This is a genomic window from Rhodococcus sp. Leaf278 (assembly GCF_001426085.1).
In the GTDB taxonomy this organism is placed as follows: Bacteria; Actinomycetota; Actinomycetes; order Mycobacteriales; family Mycobacteriaceae; genus Rhodococcoides.
In genome coordinates this window covers 1-16,042 of record NZ_LMRR01000034.1, presented here as the reverse complement: position 1 = coordinate 16,042, position 16,042 = coordinate 1, and the positions used below count along the sequence as shown (strand labels likewise).

Here is a 16,042-nt window from a genome sequence, read left to right as displayed (position 1 = left end):
GCGGCGGACCGGCCCCAGGCGAACGGGACAACCCGCAAGCCAGTACGGAGGAGTCATGCCCGGAACATTGACCAGCCCACAATTGACAGCAGCGGACCGGTGCGACCGGTGCGGTGCAGGGGCTCGCGCGCGAGTCGTGCTCTCGACCGGTGGAGAACTTCTCTTCTGCGGTCACCACGCCGCCGAGCACGAAGCCCGTCTGCGTGAAGTGAACGCAACGGTGATGACCGAATCGGACTCCACGGTGTAACCCACCGAGACGTCGGGGGCCGCAGGTTCGCCACGATCGAATCTCACGAAAAAACGGACGGTCTGCAGACCGTCCGTTTTTTCGTGTCGGCGACACATTTTTCGCAATCGCGCTCTACATCTTTCGCAGCTGGGCGATCCGCTCACCCAACTGATCCGCCGACGCCATGGCCGTCGGCGGGCCACCACAGATGCGTCGCAGATCGCCGTGAATGACACCGTGCGGCTTTCCGGTGCGATGGTGGTACACCGCGACCAAACTGTTCAGTTCACGCCTCAGGCCGGCCAGCTGGCCGGCACTGGCGGCCCTGTCGTTGACGACGGGAGGAGCCGGAACGGCAGGGCCGGCCGCGGGCTTGTCGATCTGTTCCTGCTGGCGCTGACGCAGCAGATCGCGCATCTGCGTGGCGTCGAGCAAACCGGGCAATCCGAGGTAGTCCGCTTCCTCGTCGCTACCCGAGAACGTGGCGGTTCCGAACGAGGAACCGTCGTAGATGACCTGGTCGAGTTCGGCGTCCGCGCCCAGTGAGGTGTACGCCTTCTCCTCTTCGCCGAGTTCGTCCTTCTGCTTGTTCGCGTCGGCCAGAAGCTCGTCGTCGAATCCGTCCTTCTCACGGTGCGGCTTGCCGAGAATGTGATCGCGTTGCGCCTCGAGCTGCGACGCCAGATCCAACAGCACCGGTACCGACGGCAGGAAGACACTCGCCGTCTCACCTTTCCGACGTGAACGCACGAATCGACCGATCGCCTGCGCGAAGTACAGCGGAGTCGACGCACTGGTTGCGTACACGCCGACGGCCAGACGCGGAACGTCGACGCCCTCGGACACCATGCGAACGGCAACCATCCACCGCTGATCGCTCTTGCCGAACTCGGCGATGCGGGCCGAGGACGTCGGATCGTCCGAGAGCACGATGGCCGGCGTCTCCCCCGTGATCACCTCGATGAGCTTCGCGTACGCCCGCGCCACCGTCTGATCGGTGGCGATCACGAGCCCGCCCGCGTCGGGCATTCCGCCCGCACGCAGCTGAGCCAAACGTGTGTTGGCAGCCAACAACACGGCAGGCATCCAGTCGCCCTGCGGGTCGAGCGCGGTGCGCCACGCCCGTGCGGTCTGCTCGGCGCTGAGCGGCTCGCCCAGTCGGGCGGTGTATTCCTCACCCGCACTGTCTCGCCAGCGCGCCTCACCCGAATACGCGAGAAAGACCACCGGCCGGACGACGCCGTCGGCCAATGCGTCGGAGTACCCGTACGAGTGGTCCGCCTTGGACCGCATCAACCCGTCCTGGTCCGGTTCGTAGTTGACGAACGGGATGGGACTGTCGTCGCTACGGAACGGCGTACCGGTCAGTGCGAGACGTCGGGTGGCGTCGCCGAAAGCCTCACGGATGCCTTCTCCCCAGCTCTTCGCGTCGCCTCCGTGGTGAATCTCGTCGAGGATCACGAGAGTCTTGCGCGCCTCGGTCCGTACCCGATGCTTGAAGGGATGCGAGGCGATCTGTGCGTACGTCACGACCACGCCGTGATAGTCGCTGGAGGTCTGCCCGGTCGAGTTCGAGAAGCGTGAGTCCAGAGCGATCCCCACCCTCGCCGCCGACTCCGCCCACTGATGCTTGAGGTGCTCGGTGGGTGCCACGACGGTCACCTGATCGACCGTGCGATGGGCCAGCAACTCCGCAGCAACGCGCAGAGCGAACGTCGTCTTACCAGCACCGGGTGTCGCCACGGCCAGGAAGTCCTTCGGTGATGCCACCAGGTACTTCGTCAGCGCACGCCGCTGCCACGCGCGCAGCGGCGCTCCCCCGCTCACGGGGGCGGCCACCTGCTCGGATCGTGGTGTGGGATCGAACATGTCAGCGCTCACTGGCCGCCGGTTCCTGGCATCGATGTAGTTCCTCGCGCTCTCGGTAGCCCTGCAGTGTCCGCGGAGGAGCCTATCGCTCCACACCGACCGATCCCGCATCACTGGGGTGAATCGGACGCGACACGGCGGGTCGGTCGTTAGGCGAAGACGCCATCGGTCAGGAATGCTGGGGTGACCATGACCGAGTCAACAGGGGTTACGCCGACACCGGAACGGATGTCGGCGAGAAAGCCGATACGTGCGGCGTGGAAAGTGACGCTCCGCACCCTGAGCAAAGCGTGGGACGACTCGATCTTCAGCAAGGCCGCCACGGCGGCATTCTGGCAGACCCTCTCGTTGCCGCCCCTCCTACTCGGTGTGCTGGGCAGCCTGGGATTCGTCGGCGGATGGTTCGGGCCCAACACCGTCGGCATCATCGAGTCCAAGATCATCACTTTCAGCAACACGCTGTTCAGCAGCAGCGTGGTCGATCAGATCATCGCGCCGACCGTCCGAGACGTCCTCGCGCAGGGTAGCGGCGAGATCGTCTCGGTCGGCTTCCTGCTCTCGCTGTGGGCCGGCTCGTCGGCGATATCGACGTTCGTGGACTCGATCGTGGAGGCGCACGGGCAGGCCGACGCGCGAAACCCCGTCTGGCAAAGGTTCTTTGCGCTGCTGCTGTACGTCGGCTTTCTCATCATTGCGGTGTTCGTGCTCCCGCTCGTCGCACTGGGGCCGGTCTACGTCCAGCAGATATTGCCCGATTCGTGGATCACTTTCGGGAGCGAGCTGATCGACTTCTTCTACTACCCGGCGGTCGGGCTGCTGCTGATCGTGGGACTGACCACTTTGTACAAGCTCGCGCTGCACACCTCGTTGCCGTGGCACCGGCTGCTCGGTGGAGCTCTGCTCGCCGGCGTGTTCTTCATGATCGCCAGTGCAGTGCTCCGCCGATACCTCACCTGGGTGACCAGCACGGGGTACACCTACGGCGCGCTGGCCACGCCGATCGCATTCTTGCTGTTCACGTTCTTCCTCGGCTTTGCCGTCGTCCTCGGAGCCGAGTTCAACGCCACGATTCAGGAGTTCTGGCCGGCTCGGGCAACTCGGATGGATCAGATGCGCGAGTGGATCGCCGCGCAGGCGGCCACCGACGAGAAGCCGTCGGGACCGGTGACGGCCGTTGCTCGACGGCTCGCCGCGGGTCCGATCAAGCTGGCGGGAGACAGAGTTCGGCCGGATCGCCCCGAAACCACAGCCGAATAGGTCGTTACTCGCCTTTCTTCAAGCCCTCGTAGATCTTCTTGCAGTCGGGACACACGGGAGAACCGGGCTTCGCGGACTTGGTGACGGGAAACACCTCACCGCACAGAGCGACGACGTGCGTACCCATGACCGCGCTCTCGGCGATCTTGTTCTTCTTGACGTAGTGGAAGAACTTCGGCCGGTCGTCCTCGGTGGTTTCGTCCGGTGCGATATCGGGACGATCCTTCGTCTGAGTGCTCATGGACACAGATTAATCCGTCGATCCAGCGAGGGGTAACCGGTTGCACACGCTCGTCGCAAGCATTCTGTGAGCAGTAGTGCCACAGTGGAGTTATGACAAGAACCCCAGGGTTCGACGGCAGCGCGTACAGCGACTCGCCGGATGGGCCTGTCCTGATCACCGAGGCACAGCAGTCGGTCGAAGAGCAACACAAGAAGCGTGTACGCAAGTACATGTTCATCATGTCCTTCCGCATCCCGGCGTTGGTGTTGGCTGCCCTCGCCTACGGAATGTGGATGAATCCGTGGATCTCCATGGCGATAGTCGGCGTGTCCATTCCGCTCCCGTGGATGGCGGTGCTGATCGCCAACGATCGACCGCCGCGCACGAAGGACGAAATGAGCCGGTACGACTATCGAACCATCGACGCGCCGCAGTTGGAGTCGAGCAACCACCGCGTGATCGAACCAGGCGACGACTGACAGCTCGGCGACACTCGATGCGACACTTGCCCCGTGACCGCATCGAACTCCAGATCCTTGCTCGCCGCCGCAGCCGTCGAACTCAGGCAGGCCTTCGAGCGGACAGGTTACGACGCCGATGGCGTCCTGGCGCTGCTGGGAGATGACGCGCATGCCGCTCTGGGGCGCAGTGAGCCGGTGCCGGTTCGCAACGCCAGCCAGAACGGCGGCCCGCTCGGCGTTCTGGTGCGCCTGTTTCTTCTCGTGGACGATTGTCCCGAATCGGACGTCGCCGACGCCATTGCGCCGCTTACTGTCCGCGCCGCGATCGAGGCGGGCATTCTCCACCGCACCGGGTCTACGGTGCGGACATTGCTCGACATTCGACCGCTCGATGCCGGCCACGGTACGCGGTGGATCGTCTCGGATCCGGACGGCAGCATGCGAGTGGCCGAGACCGCAGCCGACCACGTGTTGGGCGTCGGCCAGGCCTCCCTGTCACTGCTGCGGGGGACGCCCACGTCACCGGTCTCGACCGTTCTGGACGTCGGCACCGGCTGCGGCGTCCAAGCCGTCCACGCCTGCGCTTATGCCGAGCAGGTGACTGCAACCGACATCAGCCCCAGATCCATGGATCTCGCCGCAGCGACGATGGCGCTCAACGGCCTTCGGGTCGAGCTGCTCCACGGGTCGTGGTTCGAGCCGGTGGCGGGGCGCAGGTTCGATCGCATCGTGGCCAATCCACCGTTCGTCGTCGGGCGCGCCGAGGTGCAGCATTCCTATCGCGATTCCGGCCTCGATCTCGACGGTGCAAGCGCGCTGATGATCGGGCAGGCCCCGGCACACCTTGCCCCGGGTGGCACGGCTGCCATCCTGGCGTCCTGGGTCCATGTCCGAGGTGAGGACTGGCGCACACGGGTCGCGTCGTGGCTGCCTGCGCACGGGGTCGACGCCTGGGTGGTCGAACGCGACGTCGCCGATCCTGCTCTCTACGTCGGCACCTGGATGCGCGACGGAGGCCTCGACCCTCGTGATCCCGACGCGGCCGAGGTGGCACAGTCCTGGCTCGACCATTTCGCTGCCGCCGACGTCGAGGGAATCGGTTTCGGCTTCGTCTATCTTCGCGCTACCGATACACCGAGCGATCTTCTGGCCGAGGAGCTCACTCATGGCTTCTCGGACCCCCTCGGTAACGAATCGGTCGAGTACTTCGCGCGGTTGGATTGGCTGCGGGAGCACGACATTCTCGATTCGGTGCTCACACTGGACCCCGACACGGCACTCGAACGCGTTTATCTACCCGGCGACGAGGGTTGGGCTCAGGTGGCGGTGCGAGTTCACCGAGGCAACGGCCCGCAGTGGCAGCACGACGTCGACGAACTCGGTGCAGCACTGCTCGCCGGGCTTCGACCCGATGGCCTGCCGGTCGGTGAATTGGTCGAGCTGCTCGCTGCTGCGCACGACGAAGATCCAGAAGATCTGGCTGCGCATGCCGTGACGATGATGCAGGGGCTCGTCCGGCACGGTCTCGTTCTGCCGGTCCGCTGAGACCGCCGCGGACCGCGTGGTGCGAGGTGCCGTTCCCACCGCCTTCAGTTCTCAGCAACTTCTCAGGACAACCCTGACGTAATCCCTGGTCACGCGGGTATCAGAAGGATCGGCGTGGGAACTTATCGGAGTCTCCCGAGCGTTGAACCCTGTGAGACACCACCGACCAGGAGGCAAGTCATGACCAGCCCCAGCACCACGATTCGTCCACGGCCCACCGATGCCGATCTGGACGCCCAGAGCCCGGCAGCCGATCTCGTTCGCGTTTACCTCAACGGCATCGGTCGCACGGCACTGCTGACGGCTGCCGAAGAAGTCGATCTCGCCAAGAGGATCGAGGCTGGTCTGTACGCCAAGCAGGTTCTCGAGAACACCAAGCGCCTGAGCGCTGTCAAGAAGCGCAACCTCGCCATCATCGTTCGCGACGGAAGCGCCGCACGCAGCCACTTGCTGGAGGCCAATCTGCGCCTGGTCGTCTCCCTTGCCAAGCGGTACACCGGTCGCGGTATGCCTTTGCTCGACCTGATCCAGGAAGGCAACCTGGGCCTGATTCGCGCAATGGAGAAGTTCGACTACGCCAAGGGATTCAAGTTCTCCACGTACGCCACCTGGTGGATCCGGCAGGCCATCACCCGCGGCATGGCAGATCAGAGTCGCACGATCCGGCTACCTGTCCACTTGGTGGAACAGGTCAACAAGCTGGCCAGAATCAAGCGTGAGCTACATCAGCAACTCGGCCGTGAGGCGACCGACGAGGAGCTGTCCAGCGAATCGGGCATCGCCGTCGAGAAGATCGCCGACCTGCTCGACCACAGCCGCGATCCGGTGAGCCTGGACATGCCGGTCGGCAGCGACGAGGAAGCGCCCCTCGGCGACTTCATCGAGGACTCGGAAGCGACGTCGGCCGAGAATGCCGTCATCGCCGGTTTGCTGCACAGCGATGTTCGAGTAGTACTCGGCACGCTCGATGAGCGTGAGCAGCAGGTCATTCGGCTTCGTTACGGCCTGGACGACGGGCAGCCCCGCACCCTCGACCAGATCGGCAAACTGTTCGGGCTCTCCCGCGAGCGTGTTCGTCAGATCGAGCGCGAGGTGATGGTCAAGCTGCGGCAGGGCGATCGCGCCGAGAAGCTGCGGTCCTACGCCAGCTGAGCGCAGCCACCGACCGGTGGAGCAGCGGTAACCATCCCGGTTCCAGCCGACGCATGCGGTAGCCGAGTCGACATTTCCCACCCGGGGACGTCGACTCGGCTTCCGCCGTTTCGAAGCCGGTCTCGGTCAGCGCAGCCGACGTGGGCCGAGATCTGCCTTGGTCGGTTCTGGCCCTATGCGCACGCGCGCATCGGTGATGTGCGCGCCTTCGGCGGACGCCAGCACCGGCTCGCACGAAATTTCCCGAATGTCGGGGATGTCCTCTGCGAGTGCGGATATCCGCTGAACCAGGTCGATCAAGGCCTTCTTGTCGACAGGCACCGCATTGCGATACCCGGACAGCAGCGGCGCAGCCTTGGGCGCGTCGATCAATTGGGCAGCTTCGTCCTCGGTCAACGGAAGGACCCGAAACGCCCGGTCGCCCAACAGGTCCGAGATGACTCCGGCCAGACCGAACGAGATGAGCGAGCCGAACGACGGGTCGTCCTGAACCCGTACGACGCAGCCGATTCCTTTGACCGCCATCCGCTGCACGTGCAGCAGCGGCTCGCCCGAATCGGCTGCCAGATTGCGGTACGCCACCCGGACTGCGGAAGCGTCCGCCATATCCAGCCGCACTCCCCCGAGATCGGGTCGGTGCCGCCACCGTTCCCCCGTCGCCTTGACCGCCACCGGGTAGCCCAGCTCGTCGGCTGCGGCAACGGCCTCGTCCTCGTCGGTCACGACGCGGAACGGGACCACCTCCAACCCGTAGCATGCAAGCAGTTCTGCGGTCTCGACATCCGAGAGCCAGCGTCCACGATCACCGGCCGAACGCCATCGCTCGACCAGGTTCTTCGCACCCTCGGAATCGATGCTCTTGGGCCGAACCAGGTTCGACACCGGTCGCGAACGCCACGAGGAGTAGCGCCATGCCGCGGCGAGAGCAGCAACCGCCCGCTCCGGGCTCGAGTACGAGGGAACCGAACCACGAATCGGATGACCGCTCGGCCCTCGTACGGCCAGTACGTCGGGAATACCCTCGGTGGCGAGGAACGTGGACAGCACGGGCTTGTCGGATCCCCGGACGGCGTTTCCCAGGGCCGCCGCGAACGGTTCGACCTCGACGGCAACAGGGGGCACGAACACGACGATGACAGCGTCGATGTCCGACGCGGCGAGCGCTGACGAGACGGCCTCGGCGAAATTCTCGGGACCGGCTTGGGGCCCCACATCGATGGGTGTACTCGCGTGCAAACCCTTGGCCCGCGCAGCATCGACCGCCAGCACACCGAGCGCCGTCGAGTTCCCGACGACTGCGACTCTCGGCCCGACCGGGAGAGGCTGATTACCGAACAAAACGGCGCAGTCGAACAACTCGGAGATCGTGTCGACCTGGATGACTCCGGCCTGTGCGAACAGAGCGCGGACGATCGAATCGTCGATGTCGGCACCGATCGCATGTGCGGGCGGAACGGCTCCGCGTCCACTCTTGACGGCGATGATGGGCTTGCTACGCGCCACCCGACGGGCGATTCTGGTGAACTTTCTGGGGTTACCGAAGCTCTCGAGGTACAGCAGGATCACCTCGGTAGCCGGGTCCGAGTCCCAGTACTGCAGCAGATCGTTGCCGGACACGTCGGCGCGGTTGCCTGCCGAGACGAATGTGGAGAGACCGAGCCTGCGGTTGGCCGCCTCGTCCAGGATCGCGATGCCGAGAGCGCCGGACTGACAGAAGAAACCGACGTTGCCGGGCGTCGGCAGATGCGGAGCGAGCGTGGCGTTCAAACCGAACTCGGGGTCGGTGTTCGCCACTCCGAGCGCGTTGGGCCCGATCAATCGCATCCCGTGCGCCCGCGCTGCGAGCACCAGTCGGCGCTCGCTCTCCTGCCCCGCAGGACCGGTCTCGCCGAATCCACCCGACACCACCAACAGTGCTTTCACACCTTTGTCGAGACAGTCGTCGAGTACTGCGTCGATGGCGTCGGCCGGAACCGCGGCGATCGCGAGATCCACGGGGTCGGGAATGTCGTGCACCGTGGCGTAGGCACGAACGCCGCGGACCGATCGATGGTCTGCGTTGACCGGATAGACGGGGCCGGTGAAGTTGCCGGCCAACAGATTCGCGAGCACTGCATTGCCCACCTTCGAGCTGTCCGTCGACGCTCCGATCACGGCCACCGAACGGGGACTGAGCACGTTGCGGACGCTGCGGGCCTCGGCGGCTCGCTCACGTGAATTGCGCACCGACAGCAGTGCCTCGCTCGGATCGATGGCAAATTCCAGCCGCAGCACGCCGCCCTCGAAGGACCTGCTGACCTGGTAGCCCGCCTCTCGGAAGACCGTGACCATGTTCCGGTTCTCGGCGAGCACCTCGGCCACGAACATGTCGACGCCGTTCTCGGCCGCAGCCCCTGCGAGATGTTCGAGCAGAATCGGTCCGAGTCCGCGGCCCTGGTGTGCGTCGGCGACGACGAAGGCCACTTCGGCCGAGTTGCCGTCGCCCTCGGGCAGACGTTCGTACCGGCCGACCGCGATGATGTCGTCACCGAGTACGGCGACGAACGCAACCCGGTCGTGGTGATCGACGGTGGTGAAGTTGAGCACGTCGCGCTGGGGCATGGTGGGGTAGGGACCGAAATACCGGAGGTACCTGGTCCGCTCGGAGAGTCGCCCGTGGAAGGCGACGATGCGCTCGGAGTCCGACGGGACGATAGGGCGAAGGTGCACGACGCCACCGTCGGATGTCAGTACGTCGGCAACCCAATGGCGCGGGAACGACGTTTCCGCGCGCTCTCGTGCCAGGTCGTGTGCGCTGGGCTCAGCGGCAGGTTCGTCGGACGGGGAATCCGGCGACGAGGTGCCGGTCGGATCAGTCACGCGGGTCCTCCGGATCGAGTCCGAGCAGCGGAAACACTGCTCGACGGGTGGCTGTGATCGCCGAGTCGACGCGTTCGAGCGCCCTGTCGGTGCCGTCGGTTCCGGCGAGCGACCCACCGGGTCCGTCCCAGGCGGGATAGTCCACATCTCCCCCGTCACCCATGGTCTGCGGGAGGTCGACACTCGGTGCCATCGTCCGCACTCGCTCACGCCAGGTGTCCGGCAGCGCTGATGTCGGATCGATCTCGCGGCCGAGCGCAGCGGCGATGAGGTACGTCCACGAGCGCGGGACCACACGCACGAGGCCGTATCCGCCGCCGCCGACGGCCAACCATCTGCCCTCGGAGTGCTTGTCGGCGAGATCGCGCATGGCCAGGAATGCGGCATTCTGGCCGTCGACGGTCAGGGCGAGATCCGCGAGGGGATCCTCGCGGTGACTGTCGACACCGCATTGACTGACGATGATCTGGGGCTTGAACGCCCCTATGGCGCCGGGGACGATCGCGTGGAACGCACGCAACCACAACCGATCTGCGGTGCCCGGCAGCAACGGGACGTTGATCGAGGTTCCTTCACCGCCTTCGGTTCCCACCTCGGTAGACCAACCGGTGTTCGGCCACAGTGTCGCCGGATGTTGGTGCAGGGAGACGGTGAGTACGCGGGGGTCGCCGAGAAACGCTGCCTGGACGCCGTCACCGTGATGGGCGTCGACGTCGATGTACGCAATTCTGTCGAATCCGTTGTCCAGCAACCACGAGATGGCAATCGCGGCGTCGTTGTAGACGCAGAAGCCCGAGGCCCAGTCCGCCATGGCATGGTGCATGCCGCCACCGATACTCACCGCGCGGCGAGCACGACCCGACGCGATCTCGCGCGCTGCGGCGAGGGATCCACCGGCGAGCATGGCGCTGGCCTCGTGCATCTGCGGAAACACCGGATTGTCGTCGGAACCGAGCCCATGGACGACATCGTCGGGATCACGAAGGGCCGGGCCCTGCGACGGTGCTCGTTTGACCGCCTCGATGTAGGCGCTCGTGTGAAATCGGAGCAGCTCGGAATCCGGGGCGGCCGAGGGTTCGACGAGTTCGACTCCCGCGAGCACTCCGATGTCGGTGGCCAGTGCCATGGTCAGATCGAGTCGAGTGGGATTCATCGGGTGGTCGTCGCTCCACCGGTAGCCGAGATAATCCTTGCTCCACACGACGATGTCCGCGGGGTCGTTCGGGATGTACTCGGCGGCGCGTGTCGCCTTGTCAGACATACGGACAAAACTACGTTGTCGGGTGGGATGGTGTGGCACGGTTCCGGTGTTGTCCTTCATGTCCCCCTGTGAGAAGCCACGGGAAACGATGAGCACCGTTGTGGTGCGCCGCGCCCGTGCCGGTTGGGTGCAGCGCCGATTTCGGGGCGCTGACGGTAGGATCGAGCCCGACGAAGGGGTTGAGTGTGAAGGATCTGGTCGACACCACGGAGATGTACCTCCGGACGATCTACGATTTGGAAGAAGAGGGTGTGATTCCGCTTCGCGCGCGAATCGCCGAACGGCTAGAACAAAGTGGTCCCACCGTCAGCCAAACCGTTGCGCGAATGGAGCGCGACGGCCTGCTGTCCGTCGCAGGAGATCGGCACCTCGAGCTGACCGAGAAAGGTCGCAGTCTGGCAGTTGCCGTCATGCGTAAACACCGCTTGGCGGAACGGCTGCTGGTGGACATCATCGGTCTGCGTTGGGAAGACGTACACGCCGAGGCGTGCCGTTGGGAGCACGTGATGAGCGAGGAAGTCGAGCGTCGTCTGGTCGCCGTGCTGAACAACCCGACCACATCGCCGTACGGGAACCCCATCCCCGGGTTGGCCGAGCTCGGTCTCGGTCAGTCGACCCTTGCACCCGAGGCCCTCATCCGTCTCACCGATGTGCCGGTCGGCCAGCCGACCGCAGTGGTCGTACGCCGTCTGGCCGAGCACGTTCAGTCCGATCCCGAAGTGATAGCCCAGCTTCGTGAAGCGGGCGTCGTTCCCGACGCGCGGGTTACAGTCGAGGCCAAGCCCGGGTCCGTCACGATCACCGTGCCAGGACACAGCGGTGTCGACATATCCGACGAAATGGCGCATGCCGTCCAGGTGAAGAGGGTCTGACCTCACACTGCCGGCTGCGCCGCGAGCGTGTGAGGGAGAGCGAACAGTGAAGCTTCTGGTTACCGGTGGTGCAGGGTACGTCGGCAGTGTGTGTGCAGCCGTGCTCCTCGAGCGCGGCCACGACGTCGTCGTCGTGGACAACCTGTCCACCGGGAACCGGGACGCTGTGCCCGATGGTGCCACGTTCGTCGAGGGTGACGTCAGAGATGTGGCTGCGGAGGTGCTGAGCGGCGGCGGGTTCGATGCCGTTCTGCATTTTGCCGCGCAGTCGCTCGTGGGCGAGTCGGTGGTCGCACCCGACAAGTACTGGAGCGGGAATGTGGTCACCACGCTGGCCCTGCTCGACGCGATGCGTGCCTCCGGCACTCCGAAACTGGTGTTCTCCTCGACCGCTGCCACGTACGGCGAACCCGAGAAGACGCCGATCACCGAGGATGCTCCTACCCGGCCTACCAATCCTTACGGTGCCACCAAACTCGCGATCGACCATGCGATCACGTCCTATGCGTCGGCGTACGGTCTGGCCGCCACCAGCCTCCGCTATTTCAACGTCGCCGGTGCGTACAACGGTTTCGGTGAGAATCGTGTCGTCGAAACCCATCTGATCCCGCTCGTGCTGCAGGTTGCGCTCGGGCAGCGCGAGAAGATCTCGGTATTCGGCACGGACTGGCCCACTCCCGACGGCACGGCCGTCCGCGACTACATACACGTCGCTGATCTCGCCGAAGCGCACATTCTTGCGGTCGACGCGGCGCAACCGGGTGAGCACACCGTCTACAACCTCGGTAGCGGTACCGGATTCTCTGTGCACGAGGTGATCTCGTCCTGCGAGAGGGTCACCGGGCTGCCCATCACCGTCGACCACGCTCCCCGTCGCGCGGGCGATCCTGCCGTTCTCATCGCCTCCAGCGCACGAGCGATGGAGGAGCTGAAGTGGTCGCCCGAGCTCGCCGATCTCGATCGGATCGTGGCCGACGCCTGGGCCTTTCTGCAGCAACTCGGCGATCGTTCCCACGCCGCACACTGACGCGCTCGCAGCGCGATCAGCGTCGGCCGAACGGATCGCCGGGTAGCCGAACGCCGCACGCACGTGCACAGGCGAATCCACTTTCGGCGACTTCGCGAACGAGTTCCGGGCCGGCACCGACACTGAGGGATCTGTCCAGCAAGAGCGCCAGGCTGTACTTCTCATCCACTTCCAGGGCCGCATCGATCGCGATACGGGCCATCGGTCCGTCGCCGCGCACATACGCGCTGAACGCCAGAAGCGTTGCAGCAATCGCTCGTTCGCGCCTGGGCAGCACACGGGAGATCATCGCCCAGAACTCCTCGACGAACCCCGCATCGTCGCCGAGCGTCAAGGCAAGCAGCGCGTCGCGAACCTGAACCACACGAATCGCGACAGCGATCCGAGCAATGTCGACCGGGTCCAATTCGGTGTCGTACGGGGCCCGCGCAACGTAGGACAGGACAGCCGTCAACTCGTCGCTGCGAGAACGTCCGCTTCGACCGAGCCGCGAGATTTCGGCGGCCACGGCCCGTACTGTGCCCTCGGGGCCCGGCGCGATGGTCTCGGCCAGCTCTCGCCTCGACCGTCGTACCGAGTAGCCGTCGAGTACGCGGGCGACGGTCAGCGGCGACGTCGACGGATCGGACATCCGGCCGTGCCGCTGGGGCCCGGACAGCGACCACCACACGGCGGAGTCGGCGATCTCCGCCGTCGCGAGGGCGCAACTGAGCTCTATCCCGAACGATGCAAGAGTGGTGACGAGCTCCCCCACCACGGCCTCGACATCGAGCAGATGGACACCGCGGACGGCCCGATCGAGCCGGTCGTCGACGAACACCGCAATGACGGCCGGGATGTTCTCCGACGCGCAATAGCCCGCGAGATAGCCGATGACGTCGAGCATCTCCGGGGTCGTACGAGTGCCGCTGCCGGCGCGACGATCGATGTGCTCACCTGCCAGCACCAAGTCGTGGCGCATCGTGGGTCCGACGCCCGCGCCACCGTCCTCGACCGCGATGAGCACGATCGAACGGTGGGGATGAAAGCCGAGCATGGCCGGTACCGCCGCCATCAGATCGCCGGCGTCGCCGAGTCGGACGTGGCGGCGAGAGTGGACATTGTCGTGAGAATTCATCGGTGTGTTCATGAACCGAAATTCTCGCGGCACCGGCTTCGTAGAATTCGGCGTGAGCTGGGCCTCCGTACTGCCCTGTGGAGCACCGGCCTCCTGTGCACGAACCGTGCCCACGCGCAGTTGTCGACCGTTGTCTGTCTGCCACTTCTGCTAGGCGCGCATCAGCTTTGTTTGACCTTCTGCACCGCCGCAGTGAAGAGCTCGTCGAGCGTCATCGCGTCGGGCGTCTCGGAACCGAACGACATGAAGGTCGCCGACACCCGGACGTTGTCGATCTGTGCCATGAGCGTCAGCATCGACTGCGTGACCGCGTCGCCACCGGCTCCCGACGCCACCGTCTGACGGACGGCCAACGTGTCGTCCGCATCGATCGGGGGTGCAGGGGTCAACGTGGAGGTCACCGTCGAGGTTGCGCCCGATTTGGTTGCCGTGACCTCGCCGCATTGTTCGAGCTGCTCCTTGCGCGCCGAGAGCGGTTCGTCCACTGCAGTCAATTCGATCGAGATGGTCGACCGGCTGTCGTTGTCGGTGCCGACGATCATGGCCGTACCGGTGGGGCCGAAATCCTGATCGGCAGGTTTGCATCCGGCTGGACTGACCTCGGCACCGGCCGGTATCCCGCTGAGGTCGGGGGCGGCCTGCGAGATGGCCTGCTGGGGCAGCACCAGGGCGTCGTACGGTGCCGGGAAGCTGGACGGGTCGATCAGCAACGTGTTCAGATCCACGCCGGACTGCGACGACGAGGTGGGGGCACCCGCACTGGGCTCGGGAGTGCCCGTGACGGTGGAGCTGCAGCCGACCAGCACGAGAGCTGCGATCGCTGCCGGGGTCGCGGCGATGGACAGGCGGGTTCTGCGTGCGGCGGGGCTCACAAGACGTCCTCTTCGGGTCGGTGGGACGCCGCAGCACACGCTCCGGCGCCCCACCACTGTCTCATTCCGACGACCTCGAACGCGGCAGGCGACCCGCCGCGGTGTCGCGAATTCAGCTCCCGCGGGCGATCCACTCCTCGAGGTGCGGTGCTTCGTCGCCGATGCGGGTTCCGTCACCGTGGCCGGTGTTGACGCGGGTGTCGACGGGCAGCGCGAAGAGCCGATCGCGGATGGATCCGATGATGGTCGGGAAATCCGAGAACGAGCGTCCGGTGGCTCCCGGGCCGCCCGAGAAGAGGGTGTCGCCGGAGAACAACTCCCCTGCTTCGGGTAGGTACAGGCACGTCGAGCCGGGTGAATGCCCGGGGGTGTGCAGCGCCAGGATGTCGGTTCCAGCGACGGTGATCCGCTGGCCGTCCTCGAGGACCATGTGCCCGACGCCGGGATGGGTCTGCTCCCACAGCATGTCGTCGGCGCTGTGCAGCAGAATCGGCGCATCCAACTCGATCGAGAGTTGCGGGGCGACGGTGACGTGGTCGTTGTGACCGTGAGTGCAGACGATCGCGCGGACGGTTCGGCCGGCGACGGCGTCGACGATCGGTGCGGCGGTGTGGGCGGCGTCGACGATGACTACCTCGTCGTCGTCGCCGATCAGCCAGATGTTGTTGTCCACATCCCACTCGCCGCCGTCGAGAGCGAACGTCCCGGAGGTGACGACGTTCTGGACTCGGAAGGTCCCGCTCACAGGACCACGACCGAACGCAGCACGGTGCCCTGATGCATCTTGTCGAACGCGGCCTCGACGTCGTCGATGCCGATGCGTTCGGAGACGAACTTCTCGACGCAGCACGGTGCCCTGATGCATCTTGTCGAACGCGGCCTCGACGTCGTCGATGCCGATGCGTTCGGAGACGAACTTCTCGAGCGGCAACCGGCCCTGCTGATACAGATCCACCAACTGCGGGAAGTCGCGCTCGGGCAGGCAGTCGCCGTACCAGGACGACTTGAGCGATCCGCCGCGGGAGAAGAAGTCGATGAGCGGCATCTCGAGGGTCATCTCCGGGGTCGGGACCCCGACGAGGACCACGGTCCCGGCCAGATCGCGGGCGTAGAAGGCTTGTTTCCACGTTTCCGGGCGACCGACGGCGTCGATGACGACATCGGCACCGAACCCGCCGGTCAACTCCTGAATGGCTTCGACCGCGTCGACGGCGGAGGCGTCGACGGTGTGGGTGGCACCGAGGTCGAGAGCCCAGTCGAGTTTTCCTTTGTCGCGGTCGACGGCGATGATCGTC

At 65.4% G+C, this 16,042-nt stretch carries 14 protein-coding genes and 1 pseudogene; 7 read left to right on the top strand and 8 right to left on the bottom strand.

Features of this window, described 5'->3' with window-relative positions:
* Nucleotides 1-55: 55 nt before the first annotated feature.
* Nucleotides 56-250 (top strand): DUF7455 domain-containing protein, encoded by a 195-nt coding sequence (locus tag ASG84_RS19085; RefSeq protein WP_032377734.1) that lies wholly within the window; start codon nucleotides 56-58, stop codon nucleotides 248-250.
* A gap of 114 nt (nucleotides 251-364) precedes the next feature.
* Here ASG84_RS19085 and ASG84_RS19080 read toward each other — a convergent pair whose 3' ends face one another.
* Nucleotides 365-2,101: a DEAD/DEAH box helicase gene (locus ASG84_RS19080; RefSeq protein ID WP_057478597.1), complete on the bottom strand. Its 1,737-nt coding sequence runs from the start codon at nucleotides 2,099-2,101 to the stop codon at nucleotides 365-367.
* A gap of 189 nt (nucleotides 2,102-2,290) precedes the next feature.
* Between ASG84_RS19080 and ASG84_RS19075 the strand changes: the two genes are divergently transcribed.
* Entirely contained in the window at nucleotides 2,291-3,358 is a 1,068-nt protein-coding gene (locus ASG84_RS19075; RefSeq protein ID WP_057478769.1) for a YihY/virulence factor BrkB family protein, read from the top strand.
* 4 nt (nucleotides 3,359-3,362) lie between these two features.
* On the opposite strand, the gene ASG84_RS19070 is transcribed toward ASG84_RS19075, so the two are convergent.
* Nucleotides 3,363-3,599, bottom strand: coding sequence for a DUF3039 domain-containing protein (locus ASG84_RS19070; protein WP_032378432.1), 237 nt, complete (start codon nucleotides 3,597-3,599; stop codon nucleotides 3,363-3,365).
* 92 nt (nucleotides 3,600-3,691) lie between these two features.
* On the opposite strand from ASG84_RS19070, the gene ASG84_RS19065 reads away from it, so the two are divergent.
* The 3 genes from ASG84_RS19065 (at nucleotide 3,692) to ASG84_RS19055 (ending at nucleotide 6,739) form a co-directional block, all read left to right on the top strand.
* Entirely contained in the window at nucleotides 3,692-4,060 is a 369-nt protein-coding gene (locus ASG84_RS19065; protein ID WP_057478596.1) for a DUF3099 domain-containing protein, read from the top strand.
* 33 nt (nucleotides 4,061-4,093) lie between these two features.
* The gene (locus tag ASG84_RS19060) at nucleotides 4,094-5,587 is read left to right on the top strand and encodes a DUF7782 domain-containing protein (protein ID WP_057478595.1); all 1,494 of its coding nucleotides are present in this window, start codon (nucleotides 4,094-4,096) and stop codon (nucleotides 5,585-5,587) included.
* 180 nt (nucleotides 5,588-5,767) lie between these two features.
* A complete protein-coding gene (locus tag ASG84_RS19055; protein ID WP_032377730.1) occupies nucleotides 5,768-6,739 on the top strand; it encodes a sigma-70 family RNA polymerase sigma factor in 972 nt (323 codons plus the stop codon).
* Between the two features lie 126 nt (nucleotides 6,740-6,865).
* Here ASG84_RS19055 and ASG84_RS19050 read toward each other — a convergent pair whose 3' ends face one another.
* Together ASG84_RS19050 and ASG84_RS19045 are read right to left on the bottom strand one after the other, a co-directional pair.
* Complete coding sequence (locus ASG84_RS19050; RefSeq protein WP_057478768.1) at nucleotides 6,866-9,523, bottom strand: bifunctional acetate--CoA ligase family protein/GNAT family N-acetyltransferase; 2,658 nt, start codon at nucleotides 9,521-9,523, stop codon at nucleotides 6,866-6,868.
* Nucleotides 9,524-9,590: 67 nt separating this feature from the next.
* Entirely contained in the window at nucleotides 9,591-10,859 is a 1,269-nt protein-coding gene (locus ASG84_RS19045) for an acetoin utilization protein AcuC (RefSeq protein ID WP_057478594.1), read from the bottom strand.
* Nucleotides 10,860-11,044: 185 nt separating this feature from the next.
* On the opposite strand from ASG84_RS19045, the gene ASG84_RS19040 reads away from it, so the two are divergent.
* Together ASG84_RS19040 and galE are read left to right on the top strand one after the other, a co-directional pair.
* Nucleotides 11,045-11,731 (top strand): metal-dependent transcriptional regulator, encoded by a 687-nt coding sequence (locus ASG84_RS19040; RefSeq protein WP_032377729.1) that lies wholly within the window; start codon nucleotides 11,045-11,047, stop codon nucleotides 11,729-11,731.
* Nucleotides 11,732-11,777: 46 nt separating this feature from the next.
* The gene (gene galE, locus ASG84_RS19035) at nucleotides 11,778-12,758 is read left to right on the top strand and encodes a UDP-glucose 4-epimerase GalE (RefSeq protein WP_057478593.1); all 981 of its coding nucleotides are present in this window, start codon (nucleotides 11,778-11,780) and stop codon (nucleotides 12,756-12,758) included.
* A 16-nt stretch (nucleotides 12,759-12,774) separates the two neighbouring features.
* Here the strand turns inward: galE and ASG84_RS19030 are convergent, their stop codons facing one another.
* The 4 genes and pseudogenes from ASG84_RS19030 to ASG84_RS27145 form a co-directional block, all read right to left on the bottom strand.
* A complete protein-coding gene (locus ASG84_RS19030; protein WP_156399619.1) occupies nucleotides 12,775-13,887 on the bottom strand; it encodes a DUF4192 domain-containing protein in 1,113 nt (370 codons plus the stop codon).
* 149 nt (nucleotides 13,888-14,036) lie between these two features.
* The gene (locus ASG84_RS19025; RefSeq protein ID WP_082521093.1) at nucleotides 14,037-14,747 is read right to left on the bottom strand and encodes a DUF5642 family protein; all 711 of its coding nucleotides are present in this window, start codon (nucleotides 14,745-14,747) and stop codon (nucleotides 14,037-14,039) included.
* Nucleotides 14,748-14,859: 112 nt separating this feature from the next.
* Nucleotides 14,860-15,492, bottom strand: a complete 633-nt coding sequence (locus ASG84_RS19020) for an MBL fold metallo-hydrolase (protein ID WP_057478766.1) — start codon at nucleotides 15,490-15,492, stop codon at nucleotides 14,860-14,862.
* A gap of 81 nt (nucleotides 15,493-15,573) precedes the next feature.
* Nucleotides 15,574-16,042, bottom strand: a pseudogene (locus tag ASG84_RS27145) (zinc-binding dehydrogenase); the annotation flags it as partial.

Bases quoted from the DNA above. Each gene is read 5' to 3' on its own strand.
- ASG84_RS19085 (WP_032377734.1), top strand. From the start codon at position 56: ATGCCCGGAACATTGACCAGCCCACAATTGACAGCAGCGGACCGGTGC.
- ASG84_RS19080 (WP_057478597.1), bottom strand. From the start codon at position 2,101: ATGTTCGATCCCACACCACGATCCGAGCAGGTGGCCGCCCCCGTGAGC.
- ASG84_RS19075 (WP_057478769.1), top strand. From the start codon at position 2,291: ATGACCGAGTCAACAGGGGTTACGCCGACACCGGAACGGATGTCGGCG.
- ASG84_RS19070 (WP_032378432.1), bottom strand. From the start codon at position 3,599: ATGAGCACTCAGACGAAGGATCGTCCCGATATCGCACCGGACGAAACC.
- ASG84_RS19065 (WP_057478596.1), top strand. From the start codon at position 3,692: ATGACAAGAACCCCAGGGTTCGACGGCAGCGCGTACAGCGACTCGCCG.
- ASG84_RS19055 (WP_032377730.1), top strand. From the start codon at position 5,768: ATGACCAGCCCCAGCACCACGATTCGTCCACGGCCCACCGATGCCGAT.
- ASG84_RS19045 (WP_057478594.1), bottom strand. From the start codon at position 10,859: ATGTCTGACAAGGCGACACGCGCCGCCGAGTACATCCCGAACGACCCC.
- ASG84_RS19030 (WP_156399619.1), bottom strand. From the start codon at position 13,887: ATGAACACACCGATGAATTCTCACGACAATGTCCACTCTCGCCGCCAC.